20 protein-coding genes, 1 pseudogene and 1 riboswitch are annotated in these 26,146 nt (G+C 52.0%); of the genes and pseudogenes, 9 read left to right on the top strand and 12 right to left on the bottom strand.

Features of this window, described 5'->3' with window-relative positions:
• The first annotated feature begins 59 nt into the window (after positions 1-59).
• Entirely contained in the window at positions 60-2,639 is a 2,580-nt protein-coding gene (gene hrpB / locus ACXAFI_RS07395; RefSeq protein ID WP_475108276.1) for an ATP-dependent helicase HrpB, read from the top strand.
• A gap of 177 nt (positions 2,640-2,816) precedes the next feature.
• Entirely contained in the window at positions 2,817-3,818 is a 1,002-nt protein-coding gene (locus tag ACXAFI_RS07390) for an endo alpha-1,4 polygalactosaminidase (protein WP_475108275.1), read from the top strand.
• A 65-nt stretch (positions 3,819-3,883) separates the two neighbouring features.
• Here the strand turns inward: ACXAFI_RS07390 and ACXAFI_RS07385 are convergent, their stop codons facing one another.
• From ACXAFI_RS07385 to ACXAFI_RS07350, 8 genes are all read right to left on the bottom strand, one after another.
• On the bottom strand, positions 3,884-4,318 hold the full coding sequence (locus tag ACXAFI_RS07385; RefSeq protein WP_152453825.1) for a nuclear transport factor 2 family protein: 435 nt from the start codon (positions 4,316-4,318) through the stop codon (positions 3,884-3,886).
• Positions 4,302-5,177: a patatin-like phospholipase family protein gene (locus ACXAFI_RS07380; protein WP_444922393.1), complete on the bottom strand. Its 876-nt coding sequence runs from the start codon at positions 5,175-5,177 to the stop codon at positions 4,302-4,304. Before ACXAFI_RS07380 ends, ACXAFI_RS07385 begins: the two co-directional genes overlap by 17 nt.
• A 246-nt stretch (positions 5,178-5,423) precedes the next feature.
• Positions 5,424-6,302: a patatin-like phospholipase family protein gene (locus ACXAFI_RS07375; RefSeq protein WP_475108274.1), complete on the bottom strand. Its 879-nt coding sequence runs from the start codon at positions 6,300-6,302 to the stop codon at positions 5,424-5,426.
• A gap of 134 nt (positions 6,303-6,436) precedes the next feature.
• On the bottom strand, positions 6,437-7,306 hold the full coding sequence (locus tag ACXAFI_RS07370; protein WP_475108273.1) for a patatin-like phospholipase family protein: 870 nt from the start codon (positions 7,304-7,306) through the stop codon (positions 6,437-6,439).
• A gap of 35 nt (positions 7,307-7,341) precedes the next feature.
• Entirely contained in the window at positions 7,342-8,202 is an 861-nt protein-coding gene (locus tag ACXAFI_RS07365; protein WP_475108272.1) for a patatin-like phospholipase family protein, read from the bottom strand.
• Between the two features lie 298 nt (positions 8,203-8,500).
• A complete protein-coding gene (gene nfuA, locus ACXAFI_RS07360; RefSeq protein WP_444922398.1) occupies positions 8,501-9,091 on the bottom strand; it encodes a Fe-S biogenesis protein NfuA in 591 nt (196 codons plus the stop codon).
• A gap of 118 nt (positions 9,092-9,209) precedes the next feature.
• Positions 9,210-9,890, bottom strand: a complete 681-nt coding sequence (locus ACXAFI_RS07355) for a type 1 glutamine amidotransferase domain-containing protein (RefSeq protein WP_152453836.1) — start codon at positions 9,888-9,890, stop codon at positions 9,210-9,212.
• A 42-nt stretch (positions 9,891-9,932) separates the two neighbouring features.
• Entirely contained in the window at positions 9,933-10,964 is a 1,032-nt protein-coding gene (locus tag ACXAFI_RS07350) for an NADP-dependent oxidoreductase (RefSeq protein WP_475108271.1), read from the bottom strand.
• Between the two features lie 249 nt (positions 10,965-11,213).
• On the opposite strand from ACXAFI_RS07350, the gene metH reads away from it, so the two are divergent.
• Together metH and ACXAFI_RS07340 are read left to right on the top strand one after the other, a co-directional pair.
• On the top strand, positions 11,214-14,909 hold the full coding sequence (gene metH, locus ACXAFI_RS07345) for a methionine synthase (protein WP_475108270.1): 3,696 nt from the start codon (positions 11,214-11,216) through the stop codon (positions 14,907-14,909).
• Positions 14,806-15,141 carry a DUF2970 domain-containing protein gene (locus tag ACXAFI_RS07340; RefSeq protein WP_475108269.1) on the top strand — a complete coding sequence of 112 codons (336 nt, stop codon included), beginning with the start codon at positions 14,806-14,808 and terminating at the stop codon, positions 15,139-15,141. The genes metH and ACXAFI_RS07340 overlap by 104 nt, the downstream gene beginning before the upstream one ends.
• 571 nt (positions 15,142-15,712) lie before the next feature.
• On the opposite strand, the gene ACXAFI_RS07335 is transcribed toward ACXAFI_RS07340, so the two are convergent.
• The gene (locus ACXAFI_RS07335) at positions 15,713-15,904 is read right to left on the bottom strand and encodes a hypothetical protein (protein WP_475108268.1); all 192 of its coding nucleotides are present in this window, start codon (positions 15,902-15,904) and stop codon (positions 15,713-15,715) included.
• Positions 15,905-16,061: 157 nt separating this feature from the next.
• A complete protein-coding gene (locus ACXAFI_RS07330; RefSeq protein WP_475108267.1) occupies positions 16,062-16,562 on the bottom strand; it encodes a hypothetical protein in 501 nt (166 codons plus the stop codon).
• Between the two features lie 1,505 nt (positions 16,563-18,067).
• Between ACXAFI_RS07330 and ACXAFI_RS07325 the strand changes: the two genes are divergently transcribed.
• Positions 18,068-19,729: a nitrite/sulfite reductase gene (locus ACXAFI_RS07325; RefSeq protein ID WP_475108266.1), complete on the top strand. Its 1,662-nt coding sequence runs from the start codon at positions 18,068-18,070 to the stop codon at positions 19,727-19,729.
• Positions 19,713-20,261, top strand: coding sequence for a DUF934 domain-containing protein (locus ACXAFI_RS07320; protein ID WP_475108265.1), 549 nt, complete (start codon positions 19,713-19,715; stop codon positions 20,259-20,261). The genes ACXAFI_RS07325 and ACXAFI_RS07320 overlap by 17 nt, the downstream gene beginning before the upstream one ends.
• A gap of 157 nt (positions 20,262-20,418) precedes the next feature.
• Here the strand turns inward: ACXAFI_RS07320 and ACXAFI_RS07315 are convergent, their stop codons facing one another.
• Positions 20,419-21,027, bottom strand: coding sequence for a hypothetical protein (locus ACXAFI_RS07315; RefSeq protein ID WP_475108264.1), 609 nt, complete (start codon positions 21,025-21,027; stop codon positions 20,419-20,421).
• Between the two features lie 301 nt (positions 21,028-21,328).
• Positions 21,329-22,078: pseudogene (locus tag ACXAFI_RS07310) on the bottom strand (nucleotidyltransferase domain-containing protein).
• Between the two features lie 638 nt (positions 22,079-22,716).
• A riboswitch (TPP riboswitch) is annotated at positions 22,717-22,832 on the top strand.
• A gap of 57 nt (positions 22,833-22,889) precedes the next feature.
• On the opposite strand from ACXAFI_RS07310, the gene ACXAFI_RS07305 reads away from it, so the two are divergent.
• The 3 genes from ACXAFI_RS07305 to pnuC all read left to right on the top strand — a co-directional run bounded on the left by ACXAFI_RS07305 (position 22,890) and on the right by pnuC (position 26,129).
• Positions 22,890-25,055: a TonB-dependent receptor gene (locus ACXAFI_RS07305; RefSeq protein ID WP_475108263.1), complete on the top strand. Its 2,166-nt coding sequence runs from the start codon at positions 22,890-22,892 to the stop codon at positions 25,053-25,055.
• A 152-nt stretch (positions 25,056-25,207) separates the two neighbouring features.
• Positions 25,208-25,471 carry a hypothetical protein gene (locus tag ACXAFI_RS07300; RefSeq protein ID WP_475108262.1) on the top strand — a complete coding sequence of 88 codons (264 nt, stop codon included), beginning with the start codon at positions 25,208-25,210 and terminating at the stop codon, positions 25,469-25,471.
• The gene (gene pnuC / locus ACXAFI_RS07295; RefSeq protein ID WP_475108261.1) at positions 25,464-26,129 is read left to right on the top strand and encodes a nicotinamide riboside transporter PnuC; all 666 of its coding nucleotides are present in this window, start codon (positions 25,464-25,466) and stop codon (positions 26,127-26,129) included. Before ACXAFI_RS07300 ends, pnuC begins: the two co-directional genes overlap by 8 nt.
• Positions 26,130-26,146 lie beyond the last annotated feature (17 nt).

The following is a 26,146-nucleotide window of genomic DNA, read 5'->3' as shown; positions in this document are numbered from 1 at the left end:
CAGCCTTTGACTCGGCGCCCCTTATAACTTCTCCTGCCCAGCCGCTATAATCGTTCCCCATGTCAGAGTTACCTATTTATTCCGCCCTACCCGAGTTACTGCAAAGCCTGAATAAGCACAACAATGTGGTGCTGCAGGCTCCACCAGGTGCCGGTAAGACCACTGTTGTTCCCCTTGCCCTGCTCGACACCGACTGGCTGGGCCAGCGCAATATCATTATGTTGGAGCCCCGTCGTCTGGCTGCACGCACCGCCGCGGCACGCATGGCTGCCCAGCTTGGAGAGAAGCTGGGTGAAACTGTGGGTTACCAGGTACGCGGGGAGCGCCGCCTGAGTGCGAAAACCCGCATCCTGGTTGTTACCGAAGGTATTCTTACCCGACTTTTGCAGTCTGACCCCGAACTGTCAGAAACCGCACTGGTTATTTTTGATGAGTTTCATGAACGCAGTCTGCAGGCAGACCTGTCCCTGGCACTGTGCCTGCAATCCCAGGAGTATCTGCGCGAAGATTTGAAGCTGCTGGTAATGTCAGCAACCCTGGAAACCGAGGCAGTAGCCAGGGTGCTCGGCGGTGCGCCAGTGGTCAGCAGTGAGGGGCGCAGCTTCCCCGTACATATCGATTACCTTGACCAGCGGGAGGAGCCCGAAGATCACCGCTCTATGACCACGCTCATGAGCCGCAAGATTCTCGAAGCGTTACGTAAAGAGGCAGGCAGTGTGCTCGCATTCCTTCCGGGAGTGGCAGAGATTCGCAAGGTGGAGGAGCTACTGCGCGAACAACTCGCCTCTGTGAGCGATCTCAAACCAGATAGCATTATTCTCGCCCCGCTTTATGGAGATTTGACCCGCGAACAGCAGGATCAGGCCATCTCACCGGCCGCTCCCGATCAACGCAAAGTGGTACTGGCAACCAATGTGGCAGAGACCAGCCTGACCATTGAAGGGATTCGCATCGTTGTGGATTCCGGCTTAATGCGGGAGTCCCGCTTCGATCCCAACAGCGGCATGAATCGCCTGGAGACCTGCCGAATTTCCCAGGCCTCTGCCACCCAGCGCAGCGGCCGCGCCGGGCGCCTCAGCGAAGGGCACTGCCTACGCCTGTGGAGCGAGGGACGCCAGCGCAGCCTCAGTGGCAAGACCACTCCGGAGATTCTACGCAGTGATTTGGCTCCGCTAGCATTGGAACTGGCCCAGTGGGGAGTTAGTGATCCCACCGATCTTTGCTGGCTGGACCTTCCCCCCGCAGGCCCTTTGGCTCAAGCCCAGGCACTTTTACAACAACTGGGCGCCCTCGACCAAGACCTGCGTATTACTCAACACGGCAGTGCCATGCTTACCCTTGGCTGCCACCCGCGCCTCGCCCATATGATGCTTCGCAGCCTCGATTGGCAGCTATCGCAACAGGCTTGCCTGCTGGCGGCACTGCTGTCAGAGCGGGATATCTTCCGGGGTGAAGCGCGCTGGGACAGGGATATCAGCAAGCGTATCGAGGTACTGCAAGGCCGTGGTGCCAAAGGCCAAAGTATCGACCGCGGTGCGGTGCAACGAATCCGCCAGCAGGCCAAAACCTGGCAGGCTCAATTACAGAATTTCGAAGCGCAAGAACCACAAAACAGCGAAAGTATTGATCAAGCCGACGGGATAGGAGCGCTATTGGGGCTCGCCTACCCTGATAGGATCGCAAAAAGCCGCAACGACAGTGGCCGCCGTTTTCTGCTCTGTAGCGGCCGTGGGGCACATTTCTCCCACGACGATGCCCTAGCGCTGAGCGAATTCCTGGTTATTGCAGAACTGGATGGCCAGGGCCGCGATGCGCGAATACAGCTAGCCGCTCAAATTTCAGAGGGTGCGATACACCGCTGCTTTGCTGACCAAATTGAACGAAGTACTGCTATTCGGTGGGACGATACGGCCGGGCGTGCAGAGGCCCTGGAGCAGGTCACACTGGGCAAATTGGTGTTGCAGCAACAAGTCGCCAAAGATGTTTCAGCGGAATTATTGAGCCGAGCACTACTCGATGCCATTCGCCAGAAAGGACTCTCGCTACTGCCCTGGAGTAAAGAAGCCCTGCAATTTCGAGCACGGGTGGAATTTTTGCGAACAGAGGAAAGTGGTCAATCTCTACTGGGAGACACTCCGCTACCCGACTGGAGTGATGATGCGCTATTGCAGGAACTTGAGAACTGGCTACTTCCACACCTAAATGGCTTCAATAAGTTAGAGCAGCTCAAGCAGTTGGACCTACTCAATATTCTACGTATACAGCTCGAGTGGGCCCATGTTCAACAGATTGATGAGCTGGCTCCCAGCCACTACACCGTACCTAGCGGTTCGCGCATTGCTATCGACTACGAGGCATCCCCGCCAATCCTGGCCGTGCGCCTACAGGAACTCTTTGGCCTGACACAGACTCCAGCAGTTTTGCACGGGCGCTACCCACTGATGATTCACCTGCTCTCCCCGGCTCGCCGCCCGGTTCAGATCACCCGCGACCTGGCTAATTTTTGGGCAAGCACTTACGAAGAGGTCAAAAAAGAATTGCGGATCAAATACCAGAAGCACTACTGGCCAGATGACCCCCGCACCGCGGTCGCCACCAACAAGACCAAAAAGAGAATGGACAACCCCAGGGACTCCTAAGAGTCCCAAAACAGACCTTTTCACCCCCGTTAAGCAGTTATTCAGCAATCACCTACTAAGTTGCAGAAATTTAAGTTGGCGTTTGATAATGGGGAACAATATCTGTACTTTTCTGCCAATAGATTACTAACAGACAGAACATCTAAACTTACCCATACATCTAGTTGGAGAACGACCTTGCACCGGAAGCTAGCGCTATTTTTCAGCCCACTACTCTTTCTCGGCTGTAGTGATGATTTACCCGACATCATTATCCCCGCAAATATCGATTATGATCAGGAAATGCGCCTGTTTGTGGAGGATATCAGCAAGTATGCAAAGGGCCTCGACCGAGACTTTATTATCGTCCCGCAAAACGGTATTGAGCTGATCACCACCAATACCAAGGCTAATGGCCCGGTAGATGAAGCCTATGTGGATTCTACCGATGGCATCGCCCAGGAGGCGGTCTTCTTTGGGCAGGATGGTAAGGTAGACCAACCCACCAGCAAAACTGAAAGCGAGCGCCTGCAGGACTATCTCAACTTGGCTAAGGATGAAGGCCGCGAAATCCTGGTGACCGATTACGCCTATAGCGAAGACAAGGTTAAAGAGTCTTACGAGGAGAACGAGAAAGCCGGCTACGTCTCCTTCGCCGCCGACAATACGCTTCTGAACAATATTCCTTCCTACCCGGAAAAACCTTTCAATGTGAACAATGACGACATTGATAGGTTGGAAGATGTCAAAAATTTCCTCAATATCACCAATACTACAAGCTTCTCCACGCCCCAGGAATTCGTGGACGAGTTATCCGAAACCGACTACGACCTGCTGATTATCGACTTATTCTTTAAGGATGGCTCAACTTATACCGAAGAGCAGATCAAGCAGTTAAAAAAGAAGAACAATGGCGGGGACCGCCTGTTGATGGCCTATGTCAACATTGGCATGGCCCAGAGTAACCGCTACTACTGGCAAAACTCCTGGCCGACCAATCCACCGGCTTGGTTGCTGGACGAGGTTCCCAATGAATCGGGCAACTATTACGTGGAGTACTGGAAAGCCGGCTGGCAGGACATTATCTATGGCAACAACAGCTCCTATATCTTCAAGATCGTAGATGCGGGCTTCGATGGTGCTTATATGGATGGCATCGACGTTTTTGAGTATTTCGATTCCCTCGAAACCGAGGAATAAGCGTAAATTTCGCTTTATTGGTGCCTAAATCTCCACCCACCAACTGGATGGGTGGAGATTAGGAATCAGGCTGGCTGGGAATCCTTGTACTGAGTCACATACTGGGACAGGCGGCCGGACATCTCTTCCGCCAGCTTCTGCAGGGCGTTGAGGGGACGTATCATCACCTCAAACTCCACGATCTTGCCATTCTCATCAAAGCGAATGATATCCAACCCCTTAAGGCTCTTATCGCCGATGCTGGCCTTAAACTCCAAAGCCAGATCGCGGCCTGACTCAGTGGTGAAGCTGCGATCGTATTCAAAGCTTTCAAATACCTGCATCACCGTATTGAGTATCAGGCAGACCGCGGCAGCGCTGTGGTAAGGCTTAAAGAATGCCGGTGAGCGGAATACCGCGTCCTCCGCAACGATCGTAGGCAGGCGACTGAGGTCCCGCTCCGCAACCATCTCGTGCCACAGGGCGATTGACTCCGCTATTGGATTATTGGTATTGCTCATTGAGCATCTCCTGTTCAAGCATGTGTTTTTGTAAAAACTCCCGGCCATCGGCACGACCGAGCTCATAAGTCTTTTGCGCCAATTCGGGATTGGTGTAATCCCAAACACTGATAAACGGCGGCTGCGAGGGTTGCACATAGGTCCAAAGCTGCTCCCCGTGGCGCCTGGTAAAGCAGTTTGGATAGCGGGGATAGCAACGGCTGAGCAGTATCAACACCCTGCCCGTACCACGGTCCAGCCCAGCTACCGGAATATTGTCCACCACCCCGCCATCAAGGACGGGAGCCCCGGACCGGCGCAAACGAGGTGTGAACGGCGGCGTGCAGGACGAGCAGAGAATGAGCTCCACCAACTCCTCAACACTCTGGCAATCCTGTGCGCGGTAGAAGTTCTGCTTAAAGCCAAGGCCCAGGGCTATCTTCGGGTGCAGACTGCGCAGCAAATGCTTATCGGTGTAATAGGCCAATGCGCCAACACCAAATGCCAACCCGGCAGGTAAAAGGCGTGGGGGGTGGACAATACCAATTTGCAGATCGGCGGCCGCGCGCAATGGCTGCATACCATCGCGAAACAGCTCCAACATGGCATTGCGAAAAATCCCGTATTGGGGAAACACCCGCTCTCTCTTTACCAGGTTGCCCCAGTAAGCGTTCTTGCGGTTGGCCGCAAAAGCCGACCAGAAGTGCTCCCGGCCCTCTTCAATTCGCCCCATCAGGATCAGGCTTGCCATCAGCCCGCCAGCGGATACCGCGGTTACCCGCCTCGGCGACAGCCCAATTTCACCGGCAACAGACTCCCAAAAACCTATTTGCCAGGTACAGCGCCCGCCACCACCGGCAAAAACAACCTGATCAAACATGCGTCCCTTTCCTGTTCAATGGGCTAATCACCCTGGCAGGCCTATAGCCGACCTTCACTGTTGATTTAGCAATATGGAATTAATATGCAACTAATTGCATAAGCTAATGGAATCAGCGGGTTAGTGCAACCAGAGGATTCCCGACACCTAATCTTGCAAAGCTTATGTGACAGGCAGGCACAATCGCCCATCCACTATGTCTGGCTACCACTATGTCTAGCTAACTAGTGCCAGCAGGAAAATATCTCAGAGTGCAACCAAGTCATTGTCGTGAATGGCGCCCTCTCTAAGCCTTCCCAGCAATGCCCTGCCATCGGCGCGGCCAATTTCCAGTGTCTCCATAACCGCTTCTGGGTTGGTGAAATCCCACACTTTAATCGGCAGTGGTTTAGAGGGCTGAACATAGGTCCAGAGCTGGGTGCCCCGGCGTTGGGTGAAACAATCAGGAAAGTTGCGGAAACGATTAGTGAGTAGAATCAGTACCCTGCCCTCTGCAGAATCCAGGCCACCAACCGGAACATTGTCCACGATCCCCCCATCGAGAATTTCCCTGCCATTAAGTTGAAGCCTTGGTGTAAAAGGGGGAGTGCAGGAGGAACTTAGTATCAGGTGTTCCAATTCATCCATATTGCTGCAATCCTGGGCGCGGTAAAAAGTCTGGCGAAATCCAAGCTTGGTCGCTGCCATGGAATGAAGATTGCGGGGGAAGCCTTTGTCGGCATAATAAATTACCGCGCCAAAGGTCAAAGCCAGGGGGCCGTACATCCAGGCGGGCGGATGACTAACTGCCAAGCGCAATTCCGCTACCCCCTGCAAGGCCTGTGGGCCATTATCGAACAACTGCCGAATCCCATTGCGGCAAATAGCGTACTGAGGAAAAACCGCTTCCTGCCTAAATAAATTGCCCCAATAAATATTTTTGCGATTGGTGCTAAATACCGAGCGGACGTAATCTACCGCCTCCTGCTCCCTACCAATCAACAGCAAGCCCGCCACCAGGCCACCCGCCGATACGGCACTCACCACTCTGGGGGATAACTGGATTTCATCAACCACAGATTCCCAAAAACCAATCTGCCAGATACAACGGCCGCCACCGCCGGCAAAGACTACCTGATCAAACATGAGCAAACTCCCTTTCACAACCAAGCCACCCTTCCCAAGCTGGCCCTTACCCAATTCCCCCATTGAAAAAAATATCGTCTGTAGTAACCCTGTATTCCAGAGGGTATTGATGCAGAAGCGCAAAATTACTTCTCTTACATCCCAGTGTAAAAACCGCGCTCCGCTAGCATATTTTGTAAAAATAAACGGCCATCTCGGCGCCCAATTTCATAGGCGCGGATCAGTCCTTCAGGATTAGTGAAATCCCAAACACTGATGGGTGGCGGCTCTGAGGGTTGCACATAAGTCCAGAGCTGCTTGCCCATAGGCTGGGTAAACCAGTCGGGAAATCCTCGGTAGCGGCGGGTCAGCAAAATAAGTACCCGCCCCTCCCCCGGATCGATTCCCTCAACCGGCACATTGTCCACCACCCCGCCATCCAAGGCCTGCCTCCCGGCCAGACTCAACCTTGGAGTGAAGGGTGGAGTGCAAGATGAGCTCAAAATCAGCCGCTCAAATTCACCGACATCGGCACAGTCCTGCGCCCGAAAAAAATCTTGTTTGTAGCCCAGGCGCCGCGCGGCTTTAGGATGCAGTTTGTGCAGTAAATATTTGTTGGAGTAATAAATTGCCCCACCAACGGCCAGTGCCAGTGGCGCCGGCAGCCAAGTGGGCGGTCGGGATACGGCAACCCTGAGTTCAGCTGAAGATTTCAAGTTTTTAAAACGGTCACTAAAAAGCGCTCTAATGCCCTTCTTGTAGATTTCATACTGAGGAAAAACCGGCTCCTTACCCAAGAGGTTTCTCCAATACACATTGCGGCGATTTGCACTGAAAACTGAGGAAAAATAGTCCAGCGAAGTGGTTGCCCTGCCAATCAATATCAGGCCCGCTATCATAGCTCCTGCGGAAACCCCGGTGAGCACTCTCGGTTCTAGCTTTATCTGATCGGCAATCACTTCCCAAAATCCTATTTGCCAGGTACAGCGGCCACCCCCACCGGCAAACACCACCTGGTCAAACATGCCCTAATTTCCCCGCCCAGCGACTATCCAACTTTTCATTTGGCACTTCCCTCAGGGGAGTGTGCCGCCAGGAACGCCTCTCCATCGGCATAACCTGCATCAAAGGCCTGCCACAATCTCTGCGGGTTGGAGAAATCCCAAACACTGACCGGCAGAGGTCGGCTGGGTTGTACATAAGTCCACAACTGCTCGCCCTTCTGACAGGTGAAGCAGCTCGGGTATTGCGGATACCTGCGAGTGAGTAAGATCAATACCCGGCTTGGCCCGGGATCGAGTCCGGCAACCGGTACGCTATCCACAATGCCGCCATCCAGTACTTCTGCTCCCCGATGCTGTTGACGGGGCGTAAAAGGCGGCGTGCAGGAGGAAGAGAGAATCAGCCTTTGTAGATCCCCGACATTGCTACAGTCCCGCACCGAATAAAATGACTGCTGAAAACCAAGGCGTCTCGCCGTATTGGGATGAAGCTCACGGGTTAGGAAGGTGTCCGAGTAATCAATACCCGCCCCAATGATCAGGGCCAGAGGACCATTCAGCCACTGGGGGGAGTGGCTGACAGCTATACGCAGCTCAGTTGCGGCTCGCAGACGCTCAAAGCCGCCTTCAAACAGTCTGCGCATGCCATTGCGATAAATATGGTGGTGAGGAAAAAGCGGATCTTTGCGAAAGAGATTCCCCCAGTGGATATTGCTGCCGTTCTCCTCGAACGCTTCAGCGAAGTACTCCACCGCATCCAGGGACTTACCCATCAATATCAAGCTGGAAACCATGGCGCCGGCTGAGACGGCACTTACGATCTTGGGCCTAAGCCGAACCCTATCCGCGACAGACTCCCAAAACCCGATCTGCCAGGTACAACGCACTCCACCACCGGCAAATACCACTTGATCGAACATAGAACCTTTTCCCGGCCTGCCCGCTACAACCTGTGGTGCCAGAGCACCCATAGAGCGCCAACCACCTCCACTGAGGCGGGATACCCAACCCAGCGATACATCTTAGGGGGTCTTTAAAATATATACGGGACGGGCAAAGTTCGGGGCGGCTAATGCGCCTTCACACGCTCACTAAGAAGTTGGGTGACAATGACTGGGCGGTAACGTAAAGAAGCGGGATAGCAAGAAGAAAGGCGAAGAGATACTTCGCCTTTTAATCCACTCAACGAGAGAGTGAAGAAGAGAAAAGAGCTATTTTTTAGTAATAAGCCTGAGACTTATCCGTGTGATCGGTAATATCTTTAACGCCGGCTAGCTCGGGGATTTTCTCTTTCAGGGTTTTCTCAACGCCCTCTTTCAAGGTCATATCCACCATGCCGCAACCCTGACAGCCACCACCGAATTTCAAAATGGCAAACTTGTCCTCTGTGACCTCAACCAGGCTCACCTGGCCACCGTGGGCCGCTAGGCTGGGGTTCACCTCATTGAAGAGTACATAGTTGATACGGTCTTCAATGGGGCTGTCATCGGTGATCTTGGGCATGCGTGAGTTGGGCGCGCGGATAGTGAGCTGGCCACCCATTTTGTCGGAGGAGTAGTCAACCCGGGCATCATCCAGGTACGGCACGCTGCGGCCTTCGAAATAGGCCTTGAGACCATTCATCTCCATCATCACATCCTCTGGCTCTTCCTCACCGGGGCGACAGTAGGCGATGCAGGTTTCGGCACTGGGTGTACCGGGGTTGGAGACAAACATACGAATCGCGATTCCCTCACAGTCCTGCTTGGCCAGCAGCTCTTTCAGGTACTCCTGCGCGGATTCGGTGATGGTGACATTCAGTTCTGACATAAGCCTTCTCAAATAACCGAGCTTCTTTGTCGGGTATTTTACTCTCAGAAGCGCTTGAGTGAAACCGGTGTGTTTTTCGGGAGGTGACAGCCCTTGGCAGCCCCCTCCCGAGGATGCCTCAAACAGGAATCATTCCCATCAGGGTTTGCGCTACATCTTCCGAGGAAGCGGGGTTCTGACCCGTGACCAACTTGCCATCTACAACCACGTAGGGTGCCCAATCCTCTTCGCTGGAATAGTTGCCGCCGCGATCTTTGAGCATATCCTCCACCAGGAAAGGCACCACATCCACCAGCCCCACCGCTTCCTCCTCGGAGTTGCTAAAACCGGTGACACTCTTGCCGGAAACCAGGGGATGTCCATCTTTGCGCCGGGTATGGCGAAACACGGCAGGGGCATGACACACGGCGCCTACCGGCTTTCCGTCCCCATAAAACGCTTCAATCAAGGCAATGGAGTCCTTGTCCTCTGCAAGATCCCACAGGGGACCATGACCTCCTGGATAGAAAACCGCATCGAAGTCCGACGCTTTCACATCCGCAAGCTTACCGGTATTGGCCAGCGCCTGCTGGGCTTCAGGGTCCTGGCGGAAACGCAGCGTGGCGTCGGTCTGGGAGTCTGGCTCGTCACTTTTTGGGTCCAGTGGCGGTTGTCCTCCCTTGGGAGAGACCAGGGTAACTTCCGCCCCGGCATCCTTGAAGGTGTAGTAAGGCGCGGCAAACTCCTCCAGCCAAAAACCGGTTTTCTTGCCGGTATCGCCCAACTTATCGTGTGATGTCAGAACTACTAATATTTTCATCGGCGACCTCCCTGGTGCCCTTTGATTTATAAAAGTCCGCTATCAGTCATCGGTGCCCAAACGCACTACGACCTTGCCAAAATTCTCTCCCTTCAACAGCCCCATCAGGGCTCGGGGTGCTTTTTCCAACCCCTCGACCAAATCTTCGCGGTATTTGATCTTGCCTTCATTAACCCATCGACTCAAACCGGTAATAAAATCACCGAAACGCTCATATTGATCAAAAATAATGAACCCCTCGATTTTCAGACGTTTCGTCAGGATTTCACGCATTAACAGGCTCAGGCGATCCGGGCCTTCAGGCAGGGAAGTGGCGTTGTAATGTGCAACCAGTCCACACACCGGAATCCGGGCAAAGTCATTGAGAAGCGGTAAAACCGCATCAAATACATCTCCCCCCACATTCTCGAAATACACATCCACACCATCCGGACAGGCCTCCTCCAGTTGCTCGGGAAACTCTTCGGCGCGGTGGTTGAGGCAAATATCAAAACCCAGCTCCTCCACCGCGTAGCGGCATTTTTCTGCTCCGCCGGCAATACCAACCACCCGGCATCCTTTTATTTTGCCGATCTGCCCCACGGTGGAACCCACCGGGCCGGTGGCTGCGGCGACAACCAAGGTGTCCCCTGCCTGGGGCTGGCCAATTTCCAACAGTCCGAAATAGGCGGTGATACCCGGCATACCTAAAACGCCAAGGGCATAGGAAGGGTGACTGGGATTTTTACCCAAGTTGACCAAGCCCTCGCCATCGGAGACCGCATAGTCCTGCCAGCCGCAGTAACCCAGCACCCAGTCGCCCTCCTCGAACCCTTCCAGGTGTGACTCAAGCACCCGACTCACGGTACCCCCCACCATAACGCCGCCCAGGGGTACCGGCTCAGCGTAGGACTTGGCATCACTCATACGGCCGCGCATATAGGGGTCCAGAGAGAGGAATACGGTGCGCAACAACACTTCACCACGAGCAGGCTCGGGCAGCCCCACTTCCTCAATACTGAAGTTATCTTCGCTCGGCGCCCCTTCGGGCCGGGCTGCCAATACTACCCGGCGATTCTTATCCTTTGATTGCACGATTTTTTCTCCTTCCTGGAGCCAACCTTTCAATTGGTACAGCCTTCTGTACCATTAGCGAAGCAGGCTCTCCCCTGGGTTTTTATGTCTGTTGAAGGCCAAACTATAGATAGAAATTGCACACCCTTAGTAAAAAATTACCGGTTATTGTGTCGCAGCAGTTTTTATCCATAAATTTAGCCCCTGTTGGCAAGCATCCCTGTGCTAAGATTGATGCCTTTCCCGCCATCGACAAATAAGGATTGGTCAATGTCTGCGCTGTCCCGCAATCAACGTCTGCAGCAACTCAAAGTCGCGCTCACTCAGCGCATCCTGATACTGGACGGCGCTATGGGGACCATGATCCAGCGGGAAAAATTGCAGGAGGAAGATTACCGCGGCGCTCGCTTCGCCGACTTCCACCGGGACCTGAAAGGCAATAACGATCTATTAAGCATTACCCGCCCAGAGCTGATCGAACAGATCCACCGGCAGTACCTGGAAGCCGGCGCCGATATTATCGAAACCAATACTTTTAATGCGACCGAGCTGTCCCAGTCTGACTACGACATGGAACATTTGGTGGTGGAGCTGAACCGCACCTCAGCGGAACTGGCCCGCCTTGCGGCGGACGCCCTCTCCACTCCAGAGCGCCCCCGCTGGGTAGCCGGCGTGATCGGCCCTACCTCGCGCACCGCGAGTATTTCCCCGGATGTCAACGACCCGGGCGCGCGTAATGTGACTTTCAACGAGCTGGTACACAACTATGTGGAAGCCGGCCGCGCCCTGATCGAGGGCGGCAGTGACCTGATCCTGATCGAAACTATCTTCGACACCCTCAATGCCAAGGCAGCTATCTACGCCATGCAGCAGCTGTTTGAGGAACTGGGCTTCGAATTGCCGATTATGATCTCCGGCACCATTACCGATGCTTCCGGGCGTACTCTTTCCGGGCAGACCACCGAGGCGTTTTACTATTCCATCGCCCACGCCAAACCCATTTCCGTTGGCCTTAACTGTGCCCTGGGCGCCACCGAACTGCGCCCCTATGTGGAGGCTTTATCTGGCGCCTGCGCCACTTATGTTTCCGCACACCCCAATGCCGGCCTGCCCAATGAGTTTGGCGAGTACGACGAAACCCCGGAGCAAACCGCAGCGATTGTGGCAGAGTTTGCCCGCAGTGGTTTTATCAATATTCTCGGTGGTTGCTGCGGCACCACGCCGGAACACATCCGCGCCATTGCAGAAGCGGTATCCGATATCCCTCCGCGCCAACTGCCCGAGATCAAGCCAGCTTTGCGCCTGTCCGGCCTGGAGCCGTTTGTCGCCGATGAGACCGCCCTCTTCGTCAATGTGGGCGAACGCTGTAATGTCACCGGTTCCGCCCGCTTCAAGCGACTGATTCTGGAAGAGGACTACGATACCGCCCTGCAGGTCGCCGCCGCCCAGGTGGAAGATGGTGCGCAGGTAATTGATTTCAATATGGATGAGGCGATGCTCGATGCGCACGCCGCCATGCGCCGTTTTCTCAACCTCGCTGCTACTGAACCCGATATCGCCAAAGTGCCCTTTATGGTGGACTCGTCCAAGTGGGAGGTGATTGAGGCCGGCCTGCAGTGTATTCAGGGTAAACCCATCGTTAACTCCATCAGCCTCAAGGAAGGCAAAGAGGAGTTTATCGAGAAAGCGCAACTATGCCTGCGCTACGGCGCCGCCGTAGTGGTGATGGCCTTTGATGAGCAGGGCCAGGCAGATACTTTTGAGCGCAAGATCGAAATCTGTAAGCGCAGCTACGACGTTCTGGTGAAGGAAGTCGGTTTTAACCCCAGCGACATTATTTTCGACCCCAATATTTTTGCCGTCGCCACTGGTATTGAAGAGCACAACAATTACGCGGTGGACTTTATCCAAGCCTGCCGCTGGATTCGTGAAAATCTACCGGGTGCCCAAATCAGTGGGGGTGTCTCCAACGTCTCCTTCTCCTTCCGCGGAAATAACCCGGTGCGCGAGGCCATCCACTCGGTATTCCTATTCCACGCCATCAAGGCCGGCCTGAATATGGGCATCGTCAACGCCGGTCAGCTGGCAGTCTATGACGAGCTTCCTGAAGAGCTGCGGGAGAAAGTGGAAGACGTCATCCTTAACCGCAATGCCGAATCCACCGAAGCCCTACTGGATATCGCCCCCAAATATATGGGGGAAGGCGGCGGCACCGCGCGCAAGGAAGACCTGAGCTGGCGTGAGCTGCCGGTCAAAGAACGTCTGGCGCACTCCCTGGTAAAAGGCATCAACAACTATATCGAGGCAGACACAGAAGAGGCCCGCGCCAATAGCAGCCGCCCCCTGGATGTGATCGAAGGTCCGCTGATGGACGGTATGAATATCGTTGGCGACCTGTTTGGCGAAGGCAAGATGTTCCTGCCCCAGGTGGTGAAATCCGCGCGGGTTATGAAGCAGGCGGTCGCCTATCTGCAACCGTTTATTGAAGCGGAAAAAACCGAGGACAGCCGGCCCAACGGCCGTATCCTTATGGCCACGGTAAAAGGCGATGTGCACGATATCGGCAAGAATATCGTCGGGGTGGTGCTGGCCTGTAACAATTACGAGGTAATCGACCTCGGCGTGATGGTGGCCGCAGAAACTATTCTGCAAACCGCCCGGGAAAAGAATTGTGACATTATCGGCCTATCCGGTTTGATTACCCCCTCCCTCGATGAGATGGTGCATGTCGCCGCGGAAATGGAGCGCCAGAAGTTCGATATTCCGCTGCTGATTGGTGGTGCCACCACTTCCAAGGCACACACCGCAGTGAAAATTGATCCCCAGTTCAATCGCAACCAGGTGGTCTATGTGGCCGATGCCTCCCGCGCCGTGGGAGTGGCCAGCAGCTTGATTTCCGATGAACTTCGCCCGGCCTTTGTTGAAAAGGTCCGCGCCGAATACGAAAAGGTGCGCACCCGCACCGCCAATAGAAAGCGTAACGACACCCGCCTTACCTATGCGGAAGCCCGCGATAGCGCCCCTGAGTTCGACTGGCAGAATTACCAACCCGTAAAGCCCAAAAAACTGGGCATCACAGTGATCGATGATTTTCCCCTGGAAAACCTGCTCGACACTCTGGATTGGACACCGTTCTTTTTATCCTGGGACCTGGCGGGTAAATACCCGGCAATCCTCAAGGATAAAGTGGTCGGTGAGGCTGCCAGCGACCTCTATCACAATGCCCAGCGCCTGCTGAAAGAGATGATTGCCAAGAAACAGCTACGTGCCCGCGCCGTGTTCGGCCTGTGGCCCGCCAACAGTGTCGGCGACGATATTATCGTGTACAAAGATGAAGAGCGCAGCGACGAACTGGCGCGTCTGCACCATATTCGCCAGCAGGTACACAAGCTGGGCGGCGACGGTCTGTGCCGCTCCCTGGCGGATTTTGTCGCCCCGCTGGATTCCGGTTATCTCGATTATGTCGGCGGCTTCGCGGTAACTACCGGCATCGGTGCCGACGAACTGGCGCAGAGTTACGAAGCCAAACACGACGACTACAACGCGATTATGGTGAAAGCCCTGGCAGACCGGCTGGCAGAATCCTTTGCCGAAACCCTGCATCGCCAGGTGCGCAAGGAGTACTGGGGCTATGCGGCGGATGAAGAATTAAGCAATGAACAGCTGATCAAAGAAGCCTACCAGGGTATTCGCCCCGCGCCCGGCTATCCCGCCTGTCCGGACCATTCGGAAAAGGCTACGCTGTTCAAACTATTGAATGCCGAAGAAAATGCGGGGGTCAGCCTGACCGAGCATTTCGCCATGATGCCGGCGGCCGCAGTCAGCGGCTGGTACTTCGCCCACCCGCAGGCCAAATACTTTAATGTCGGTAAAATCGGTCGGGACCAGCTGCAAAGTCTGGCCAAGCGCAAAGGAATTAGTGAACAGGAACTGGAGCGCTGGCTGCGCCCAAATCTCGAAGAGTGAGGATCCCCCCATGCAGGAAAATAATAAGAAACGAGCAAGGAAGCCCGGACTTGGCCAGATTGTACTGAGCACTCTAGCGGGGGCCATTGGAGTTCAGAGCAACAAGAACCGAGAGAAGGACTTTCAAAGCGGCAGCATGACCCACTATGTTGTCGCTGGAATTGTCTTCACCATTTTGTTTGTCTTGACTCTGATACTGATCGTAAAGACTGTACTGGGCAATATGGGTTGAATCCCTGCCCTTTCCGAATGCGGGCATCCAGCCCGCTACATCGCGCATTCTCCGCACAAATACCTATCGACCCAGGTGGCTAGCCCCATAGGGTAGTATTGCTCAGAAAATTTATAAGCTTTAAGGGGGGATTTACCCGGTACGGCTCAGCTCCGGGCCTGGGCTATTCATTAGTGGACGAATAGCGGATCAGCGGGTGGAAACCCAGAAAATACAGGTGACAACAAAGATAGCGACGAGAGCCACGGCGGCAATGGCATCTACAAAATTGTCTTCTTCAGGGGTAACAGCTACTTCTTCATTCATCGAATTTCTCCGATTACCATTATTGTTATTCAAAGTAGGTGAGCCGCAAGTAGCGACATATCAAGTAGAGCAAATTGAGTCTTCAGTTGCAAGGCGGGCCGGGGTTGGATCGTAGGTCCATCCATTTATAGGGATCAGGCTTGCCTTATTTAGCATTTAATGACCGATAAAACTGCGATTGCAATTCAGATGATTACAGGCACCCGCGCTAAGGGCGACAACTATATTCTCGCGCGCACCAGAAATTTCGATACTTAATTGAAAATCATTTGGGGATATTGCTGCGCATCCCCTGGCAAGGCTCCGCAACCAGTTCCACCATATAAACCACAGGAACTCTTGCAACAAGCTCCATGAGTTGTGTAAATTCCCCCTTCTTTATATTCACATCTGCATGCATCCTTGCCAGCGATCCGTTTGCAGTTATAAGAGTTAATAAAAAGTTTAACACTGTCAACTAACTCCACACCTTAGAAAGTTATGCAATTTCTTTAGTAAAAGCATGATATAGCCTCCAAGAGAAATGGCTATTCCCTTGAAGACCATATTCCCTATCCAGCAAGAGTTAACAGCAGAGCGTCATTACCTAAGGCAGCAACTTACTAAAGCTCTAACTAGAGCGTCACCTTGATGTTTTTCGGCGGATGGCAATGAAATACTACATAGGTCGTTTCCGGAGTGTAGTAACATGTAACATCATAATGATAACCATCGTCTTGCTCATCTCTTTGTACAGATGGAAACATCTTCTCATTTTCCTGCAATGTCTTTCCTTTTAACCACTGTTCAACAAAGTAATCTTTTGCTATCAATGCAGCAGTCTCTGCACGCTCATTGTAAAAGGTACTCAGCACCCTATCCGCACTGGGGTTATCCTTGTAAGAAATCTGGCTGCCATCAGTATTTCTTTGTTGGATATTATTTTTACTGCAATATCCATGCACTACTTTATCGTGCTTAGACTGATAATCGAGCTCAAGATATACCGATACATTCATCGTCAAAATAGAGCGGCTACCATTTTCATGGGGCTTTGGATTTTGATAGTCCAAATCAAAATCACCAACAGGGTAAACAGCAGTCCCCATTTCTTTTATATCTTTTGGTAATGGCATAACATTTCCTTTTATGAAGTTAATTTAAGTTTCCGCTTCAATCCAAATTGCACAGCCATGTTTCTTATGTGCAATCTTTACTCAAACAAACATGAGCAACCTCAATATGGGAGATAAGAGAATTGTTATACAGAGTGAAGCTTTTCATCTTCATAAACACGGAATTTATATCTTTTCTATTTCCTAATCGGTGTATTCTGGTACCCGTTTGGGTCATCAAATCTTTAAACAAGTTTGTTACCAGCAGTATCTTTATCAACCTAACCATTACTGCCAATAATGAGACTTTAGTAATCTCGGGGGGCTTTGCGTTAATTTAGGGCACTTGTACTGGGAGTTTTATCGTGTGCATTCAGCTCGGCACATTAAATAGTGATTCCTGTGGTATTGCTGTCATGAAGTTTCTGATAGTTGCACCGATAGGCTGCACTCAATCACTTTCTCAACGTGGCCGATCAGCAAGACGGTCACAGCATCTGTGCCGTTGTTATTCGTGCGCTTAGCATTAATCAATGCTGCCAAGCTTACGCGTCTTAATGGACAGCGGGAAACAATTCCCCAGTGAAGATCCACAATAAAAAAATCATACTTTTGTAGCTCCCTATGAAAAAAAGGAAAAGACTCCTCCACATAAATATTTATGTGGAAAGCTTATCGATCTGAACTCACAAAAGAACGAGAAGCGAGTAAACTCTCCACCTTTTCTTTCCGACGGGACACTGGGCGAAGTCTCAATGCTAATCTGAAGACTTCTTCGGCTTAACCAAATGTTGATTAAACACGATTTGAACGGGAGTAGAGAATTGAGTGCGTTTGTGAGGCCTCAGTAACGAAAAGCTAGTACCAATGGAATACCACCTTACAAGAACTTCATTATTAGCTCCATTACTGGAAAGGGGGCTACAGCCAAAATCTACGTTCTTTTCAAGCGAATTACAGCTGTATTAACTTCGAATCGAGTCTCTTGTCTTGCTGTTAGCGATGATGGATTCATTCTCGCAGAGAATACACGAGGGGACTCAAGCAATAGAATCCAGCTAAAGCTGCTATAGCTACCTAGCCAATATGATCAGATTTTCATCAATCTGGAACCCGCTCACCTCAACGTGCCCCTTCCTCTCTAGATTCTTTGGCTAGAGACCTCCATAACACGCTCATGACCACTATCGAAGACCCTAGAGGTGAACACCGCAGATTTCCTTCCTAGAGGCACTCCTCAGCTTCATGCGAGATAGCCTAGCTAACCCTCAGAAAATGTTGTCGCTATAATCCACAGAAGCAACCGCAATCAAATACGGTCAGCGGAAACAGAAAGCGCTTACTTGCCAGTTCCACTAAGTACTAACCCAGCGGTAGTCCTCTTATAACTGTTGGTTACAGACATAGCGGAAAATATTGTTATTTATTGCATAAGCGTACTGGTATGTTAGGCGCCAGCGGAGAACCATCCGGGGCTTGCCCCTTTCTCCACCATCCGCGCACAAAGGCAATGGAATCAAGCTGTTATGTATCGATACGACGACCGGGATCGCGCCATCATTAACGATCGCGTTGCCCAGTTCCGCGGCCAGACGGAACGTTACCTCGCCGGCGAGTTGAGTGAGGAACAATTCCTGCCACTGCGCCTGCAAAATGGCCTCTATATTCAGCGACTGGCCCCCATGTTGCGCATCGCCGTGCCCTACGGCCTGCTCAACAGCAGCCAGCTGCGCCGTCTCGCGCGCGTCAGCCGGGACTATGACAAAGGATACGCGCATTTCACCACGCGCCAGAACCTGCAGTACAACTGGCCCCAACTGGAAGATGTACCCGCTATTCTGGCCGAGCTGGCCGAAGTGGAAATGCACGCAGTTCAAACCAGCGGCAACTGTATCCGCAACACCACCTCTGACCCCTATGCGGGCATCGCTCTCGACGAGATTGCCGATCCGCGCCCCTACTGTGAACTGATTCGCCAGTGGTCCACCTTCCACCCGGAATTCGCCTTCCTGCCGCGCAAGTTCAAGATCGCGGTGAGTGGCTCCGAGCAGGACCGCGCCGCGATTCGTGTACACGACATCGGCGTGCAAATTGTGAAGCGCGGCGAAGAAATTGGATTCCAGGTGCTGGTTGGCGGCGGTCAGGGCCGCACACCGGTTATTGCCGAGACGATCCGCGACTTCCTACCGGAAGAAGACCTGCTCTCCTACCTGGAAGCGATTGTGCGCGTGTACAATCAGCTGGGCCGCCGCGACAACAAGTACAAGGCGCGTATTAAGATTCTGGTGAAAGCTCTAGGCCCCGAAGAATTTGGTCGCCGTGTGGAAGAAGAGTGGCAGCACATTAAAGACGGGGTAGAGAAATTGACCCCAGAAGCTCTGCAGTGGGCCAAATCCTTCTTCACCGCGCCCGACTACAAGACCTTTGATGGCGCCGCCAGTGAAGCTGCCCTACAGCAACAGGCCGATAGCGACAAGGCTTTCGCGCGCTGGTTGGATCGCAACACCTACCCTCACCGGGTGCCGGGTTACCGCGCCATCAAGCTCTCCACCAAACCTACCGGTGTGCCCCCCGGTGATGTCACCGACCGACAGCTGGAGGCCATTGCCGATCTCGCCGATGCCTTTAGTTTCGGAGAAGCCCGCGCTACCCACGATCAAAACGTGGTTCTGGCCGATGTGGAACAAGGCGAGCTTTACGAGCTGTGGCAACAGGCGCGCAAACACGGCTTTGCCACGCCGAATATTGGCACCCTTACCGATATGATCTGCTGCCCAGGTGGCGATTACTGCTCCCTGGCCAATGCTAAGTCGATCCCTGTTGCCGAAGCGATCCAGCGTCAGTTCGACGATATGGATTACCTCTACGACCTTGGCGACCTGAACTTGAATATTTCCGGCTGTATGAATGCCTGTGGCCACCACCATGTGGGCCATATCGGCATCCTCGGCGTGGATAAGAAGGGCGAAGAGTTCTACCAGATCCAGCTGGGCGGCAGCGCCTCCAACGAAGCCAGCCTGGCCAAGGTACTGGGCCCCAGTTTCTCACGGGCTGAAGTTCCCGAAGTAATCGGCAAGATCCTCGATCTCTACATCGAACAACGCCAGGCTGAAGAGCCCTTTATCGACACCTACAATCGCATCGGCCTGCAGCCCTTCAAGGAGAGAGTCTATGCCAAAGCCAGTTAAGCTAGGCCCACAGCCGGGCAACCCCACCGAGTTAATTCTCAACGGTGAAGTGGTCACTAATGAGTGGAAGATACTGCCGCAGCTGGAAGAAGGGGAAACGTTTGATATAAACGCTTTGCCCTCCGGCAAAGTGATTCTGCCGTTGCATCAGTGGCAGGCACACCGGGAGGCCCTGGCCAAGCGCAGTGCTGAAGTCGGCGTCTGGCTAGGCAGCGACGAAAGTGCAGAGCTTATCGGCGGCGAAGCCGCAAATTTACCCTTGATTGCGATTCACTTCCCCGCCTTCGCCGACGGCCGCGGGTTTTCTGCCGGTCGTTTGCTTCGCGAACGCTTTGGCTTCAAAGGAGAGCTGCGCGCGGTGGGCGGCTTTATGCGTGACCAGCTCACTTACCTTCAGCGCTGCGGCTTTAATGCCTACGCTTTCGAAGGCGAGCAGCCTCTCACCAGCCTGAAAGAGTCCTTACACGATTTCGGGGATAGCTATCAATCTGGTGTGGACCAACCTCTGCCGATGTTCCGCAGACGCTTCTAAAGCCTACGCCACGTTAAGTGTGCCCTAGCTTCATTGACTAGGGCACACTGTTCTCCCCTACCACTCTTCTATGCCAATACCCGACGTCAAAGTCCCACGTCAACCCGCTCTCAAACTAGCACCTTCTCCTCTCAAAGAAACTACTGCCCTCAATTATTTAAACCGCCGCATCCAGAAGCGCCAACCCATTCCCATAAACAACATCGGGCCCCGCTCCCGATACACGAAATGGTATCTGATTCAAATCCCCACCGAGTGAGCTAATAGCAAGCGCCACCCGCTTTAATTCCCGAGCACCTGGCCGATAGTGGCCACTGTGGTTATTGACCTCGAGTATTTGATAGCCGGCACCCAGCACAATGGTTCCTGCACCTAAGACCGGACCACCTGCCATAAATGAGGAATGATGAAAATGACCTAAGTTTTTTCGTCCGACATAGAAATTTCGCTGTGAATCCACAACATAAATAATATTGCCCGCCGTATTTTGCAGGATACCCAGCTCAAACCTTCTTTGCGGAGGAATAACCAGCGTGTTTCCTGTAAATGTTGCGCGGTGTTTCAGCCTGTCTCGGTCGGAGAGATAACGGACATTGCCATTGCGGCCATGGGTCGCCTGATGGTTGGGATGATGCACTTCTGGCCAATAAGGAGTGGCTACCATTTTTGCCCCTCTTGAGCGGCCTAAAAGCCCTAGCGTTGCCAAAGTGGAGCGCAGGCGCCTCCAGCGCCCTCTAGCTCTCTCCCTTTTTTCTTCCTCAGTCATAAGATGCTTCCTTCCATGAAGTGATTAACATTAATAGGGGCACCCTAGCCCCAAACATCACTTAAAAGAATATTGAAAGCAGCATGAACAGCTTATGAATAATATGAGCTAAAAAATGCCTCGGAAGGATTTTTCTCTGGCCAGGCTAAGCTCTGAACAGTGATATGCAATGAGCGCCCGACGAAAAGCCCAATATTTTAGACACTTTCACCGAGCACAAACTATGGATCAATATTTAACGTTAAATGCGTCACCCAATATTAAATGCCTAGCACTCGGTGAAAAAGTCTATCAAAATCCGCTATATCCATCTTAGGTCGCTCCTCAATTGAGTTGGCCACCCCACGGTCCAAATTTTCTTGAATCCAGTTATCAAGGCGGGCATCCAGAACGACAAGACTGCCTTCGTCCAGCCCTTCTTCTTCTCAATCAAACTGGATATCAACTGCAGCAACCATTCCTCTTGTGCATTCACCAGCAGCTCTTTGCACATCTGCATAAAATCGACAGGGGGAATAGCCATAAATCTTTTTATATAAAGTGCATTTAGGATAGAACGCATTACATAAAGCAGTTTTTTGACTTGAATTTCTTTGGAACCCTCATCATTTTTTCGAGTAAATTTGGAGTAACAATTAAATCCCATACTTATATAATGGTGCGCCAAGGCTCTTGGTTGCCAGCATTTTTTGGCAAGGCTGCGAAGTTCATCCAAAAACGCTTGATGACTGAGATAAACTTTTGGAGAGAACAACCATTCAATCAATGTCGGGTTGCTTCCCCGTAACAAACCCAATGCTTTGCTGATATCCCAACCAACCAGATCAAGCTCATCACCTAGCGCTTTATCAAAGGGCACCTCCACAACATCTCTTGGGTTTCCAAGAGTCAGTTAGTGGTTAAGATCTCGCTTGTAAATAAAACGCACATCCCAGTCACTATCTAGTGACTCAAAGCCCCATGCCCGGCTGCCAGATTCACAGGCATACAAAATTTCTATGCCCTTCTCAGCCTCAAGTGTTTTTATTCTATTCTGTATCACCAATTCCATAGAATGCTATCTACCAATTTACCACTGTAGAGAAGTAAAACCTAAACCGCTCACTAGAGGCTCCTTCCCTTTACTTTATAGCCACCGACCAAGTATCCCAGCAATGACCCAATAAGAACTGGAAAAGAGATCAAACCCATTAACAACCATCGATCCTGTTTAAAATGCACATCGAAGTGAACCAATGAAACATAAGCCACTGCGCACATCGCGACAACAATGGCAATCAGCACTCCCCAAGTTACAAGATTCGCCGACAAGACCGCACCGCAACTTTTACAGGTACACTGTATCGAATTGATGCCACTACACCAGCCAATCAAAGCTATGGGCTTCTCATTACAATCAGGGCAATTTTTCATTTTTACACCAACCTCTAAATCTAAGCTAAAACTAGCTATAGCCTCGCACCTGCGGCCTGAAATTATATTTAATATTCATCTATGCAGAAACGTCCCCTCTACATTAACCCAAGCTTTGGAAGAAAGGGAATAACAAGGAGGAACACTGACTATCACGCCCCTCCAATCCCTATAACACTACCACCCATACCCAAAACGTCCCATAGAAACCCAAGCTCGAAGGTTAAGAGTGCCTTCTTCCCATAATGAGCGAAACATCTGCTATCATCGCGCCCGCAAAAACCTAAGGGGTGGCCAAGGCCTGAGATGCTGCGAGATCAAGAAGATCTTTTGAGCAAACCCTTGAACCTGATCCGGTTAATACCGGCGTAGGAATAGGTAGGCATGCCAAAGCCCTTCCCTCGTCGCGCTCCGGGTCTCTTTCATTAGTGTTGATCCGAGAGAGAACCATGAAGAAACTGTTCACAATCCACCCGATTGCTTTATCCATCGGCCTTATTGCGGGCTCGCCTAGTGGATTAGCTTTAGCTGCAGAGCCCATGGACAGGGGGCTTGAAGAGGTGGTAGTGACGGCTCAACTGCGCGATACCAACCTGCTCGAGCTGCCAGGCAGCGTCAGTGTAATGGACGCTAGCAGTATTGAGGCGCGAGGTGCTGGCAACTTGGACCAGCTGTTGAATATGGCACCAAATGTCAACTTCTCTACTGGCGCTTCACGAGGACGCTTTATTCAGATTCGCGGTATTGGTGAGCGCAGCCAGTTTATCGACCCAGTTAATCCTTCCGTAGGTTTGGTCATTGACGGGATCGACTTCACTGGTCTTGGCCTGGCTGCCAGCACCCTGGATATCGAACAGGTAGAGATCCTCCGAGGCCCTCAAGGCACCCTGTATGGTGCTAATGCCCTGGCGGGCCTGGTCAATATGCGCAGTGCGGCACCCACTTCAGAAACTACAGGCAAGGTCTCTGCCGAACTGAGTGAATATGGTGGCCGCAGCCTCTCTGCCATTGGCAGCGGCAGCCTGACCAACCAGCTTGGCTTTCGTATTGCCGCCAGCGAGCGAAAGTCCGATGGCTATATGGAAAACCAGTACCTGGGCCGCGATGACACCAACAATATTGATGAGTCCGTGCTGCGTGGCAAACTGGCTTACTCACCGAGTGACGACTTACAGCTCGGCCTGACACTCTTCTACCTTGATGCCGATAACGGCTACGATGCCTTCTCTTTATACAATACCCGCGAAACCCTCTCCGACAAGCCCGGTCGGGACCAGCAGGAAAGCTGGGCAGGCGCTTTAACTGGGCAGTGGTCGGGTAACCAAAATTTTATTCTTGAAACCACCCTAAGCCTCGCCAATTCCGATACCGAATACGGATACGATGAAGACTGGAGCTATACCGGCATTCATCCTTTGGAGTACAGCCAAACTGACAATTACCAGCGGGACAAGGACAATACCAGCCTGGATCTACGCCTGCTCTCCACCGAGGCCTCCAAACTCTTTGCAGGGCGCACTAGCTGGGTACTCGGTGTTTATCATCGCCAAGAACAAGAAGACCTCTTGCAGGCTTCCGGAGTAACTGGAGGTACAATCACTGAATACAGCTTTTTTAGCAGTGAGTTTGATACCAAAAACAGCGCAGTTTATGGGCAGCTGAGCACCACACTGAGCGACACCTTCAACCTGATTAGCGGGCTTCGCCTGGAAAGGCGTAGTGCGGATTATTCTGATTCCTATGCCACCAAAGCAGATAGCAGTGAGGACTTGTGGGGTGGAAATATAACCTTGGAATATCATTATTCCGAGGACACTTTACTGTACGCCACCGTTTCACGTGGCTATAAGGCAGGGGGGGTGAACGGGGCGATCATCGCAGAGTTTGCGGGTAATGTAGAAGCTTACCGTGAGATGTTCGAGTTCGATACAGAGCATTTGCTTAACTACGAACTTGGAGCCAAAGGCAATTGGCTGGGTAACCGTTTACAGGCCCAGCTAGCGGCCTTCTACCAGGATCGCAACGATGTTCAAGCCAAACAATCACTTTTCAACCCTGAGAGTAAAAAGTTTAGAGAGTATCTGGGCAACGCAGCGGGCGGTAAAACTTATGGCTTTGAGGCGGAAATAAATTTCCAGGCTACGGAAACTGTACGCCTCTTCGCTTCTGCAGGCTGGTTAAACGCCGAGTTTGAGGACTTTATTAGTAGCACCCACGTAGACACGGAGAAGGACAAAGAAACCGGTATAGTGCTACCGGTAAATCTGGATGGCCGTGATGTAGCTCATGCACCAAGCTATCAGTTCTTCACTGGCACCGAGATTGATCTCAGTGCCCACTGGGTACTGCGTCTGGAATTGGAAGGCAAAGATGAGTTTTACTTCTCCAATAGCCATAATGAAAAATCCACTGCCTACGAATTGCTCAACGCCCGCCTCACTTATCGGGCTGACAACTGGGAAGTCTCCCTATGGGGTAGAAACCTGACCGACAAAGATTACAACACCAGGGGCTTCTATTTCGGCAACAATCCAGTTAATGGCTATGCTTCAGAAGCTTACTATCAACAGGGTGAACCACGTATTGCCGGGGTAACCGGTAGTTATGCTTTCTAACAAATCATCGGTAATGTAGCCGACAACCTCCAATAACTGCCCGTGAAATATTAGATACATAGCGTACCTGCTCTTCACGGGCTTAATCTGGTTAGGTAGCGAAGAATTAAGAATCGTTACCACTAGGCCCTTTGCGAACAATGGGGAAAACTATGCAACTCTCTGTAGAAATCAGCATGTACCCACTAAAAGATGAGTACATCCCCAGTATTCAAGATTTTATTGAACGTCTGAATAGTCATTCAGGACTGAGAGTGATCACCAATACCATGAGCACTCAGGTATTTGGTGAGTATGATTTACTAATGGATATCCTAAAAATAGAAATGCGTAAATCCTACGAGCAGTTTGGACGCGCCATTTTTGTTTGTAAATTTATCGATGGCGACCTAGCCCCGGCAGAATCCCATGCTTGACCCCGAGCTTCTTGAAACTATTCGCACCTCAATTGCAGCCATGTCCCTGTGGGAAGTTGCAGCAGTTATTCTGGCCCTCGCCTACCTGTTACTGGCGATGCGCGAGAAAATCAGCTGCTGGTATGCCGCATTCGCCAGTACCGCAATCTATTTGGTTTTATTCTGGGATGTCAGCCTGCTGATGGAGTCCGCACTTCAGATTTTCTATCTAGTTATGGCTGTTTATGGTTGGTGGCAATGGCGCCACCACAGGGATAAAAACAAAGATCTTAAGATTCACCGGTGGGGACTGCAAACCCACTTAATAGTGTTCAGTGGTGTTGCCATACTAACCCTGGTATTCGGTTATCTACTAGATAACTTTACCAGCGCCGCCCTACCCTATCTCGATTCCTTCACCACCCTGGGAGCCGTGGTGACCACCTATATGGTGACACGCAAGGTCTTGGAAAACTGGATCTACTGGATTGTGGTGGATGGAGCCTCTATCTATCTCTACCTGGATAGAGGGCTCTACCTTACCGCGCTGTTGTTTTTGCTCTACGTGGTGTTGGTTGTTATTGGTTTTTTCCAATGGAAATCCATCTATAACAGGCAGAATCAAGATGAGCAAATCCGGTTTACCCCTGCAAAAAGCGGCCAAGTTTCCAACGCTTAACAGCGATGCGATCTAGC

The sequence above is a fragment of the Microbulbifer sp. ABH2_005 genome (assembly GCF_056160005.1).
The sequence above is the reverse complement of the archived record's forward strand: the minus strand, read 5'-3'. Positions and strand labels throughout refer to the sequence as shown.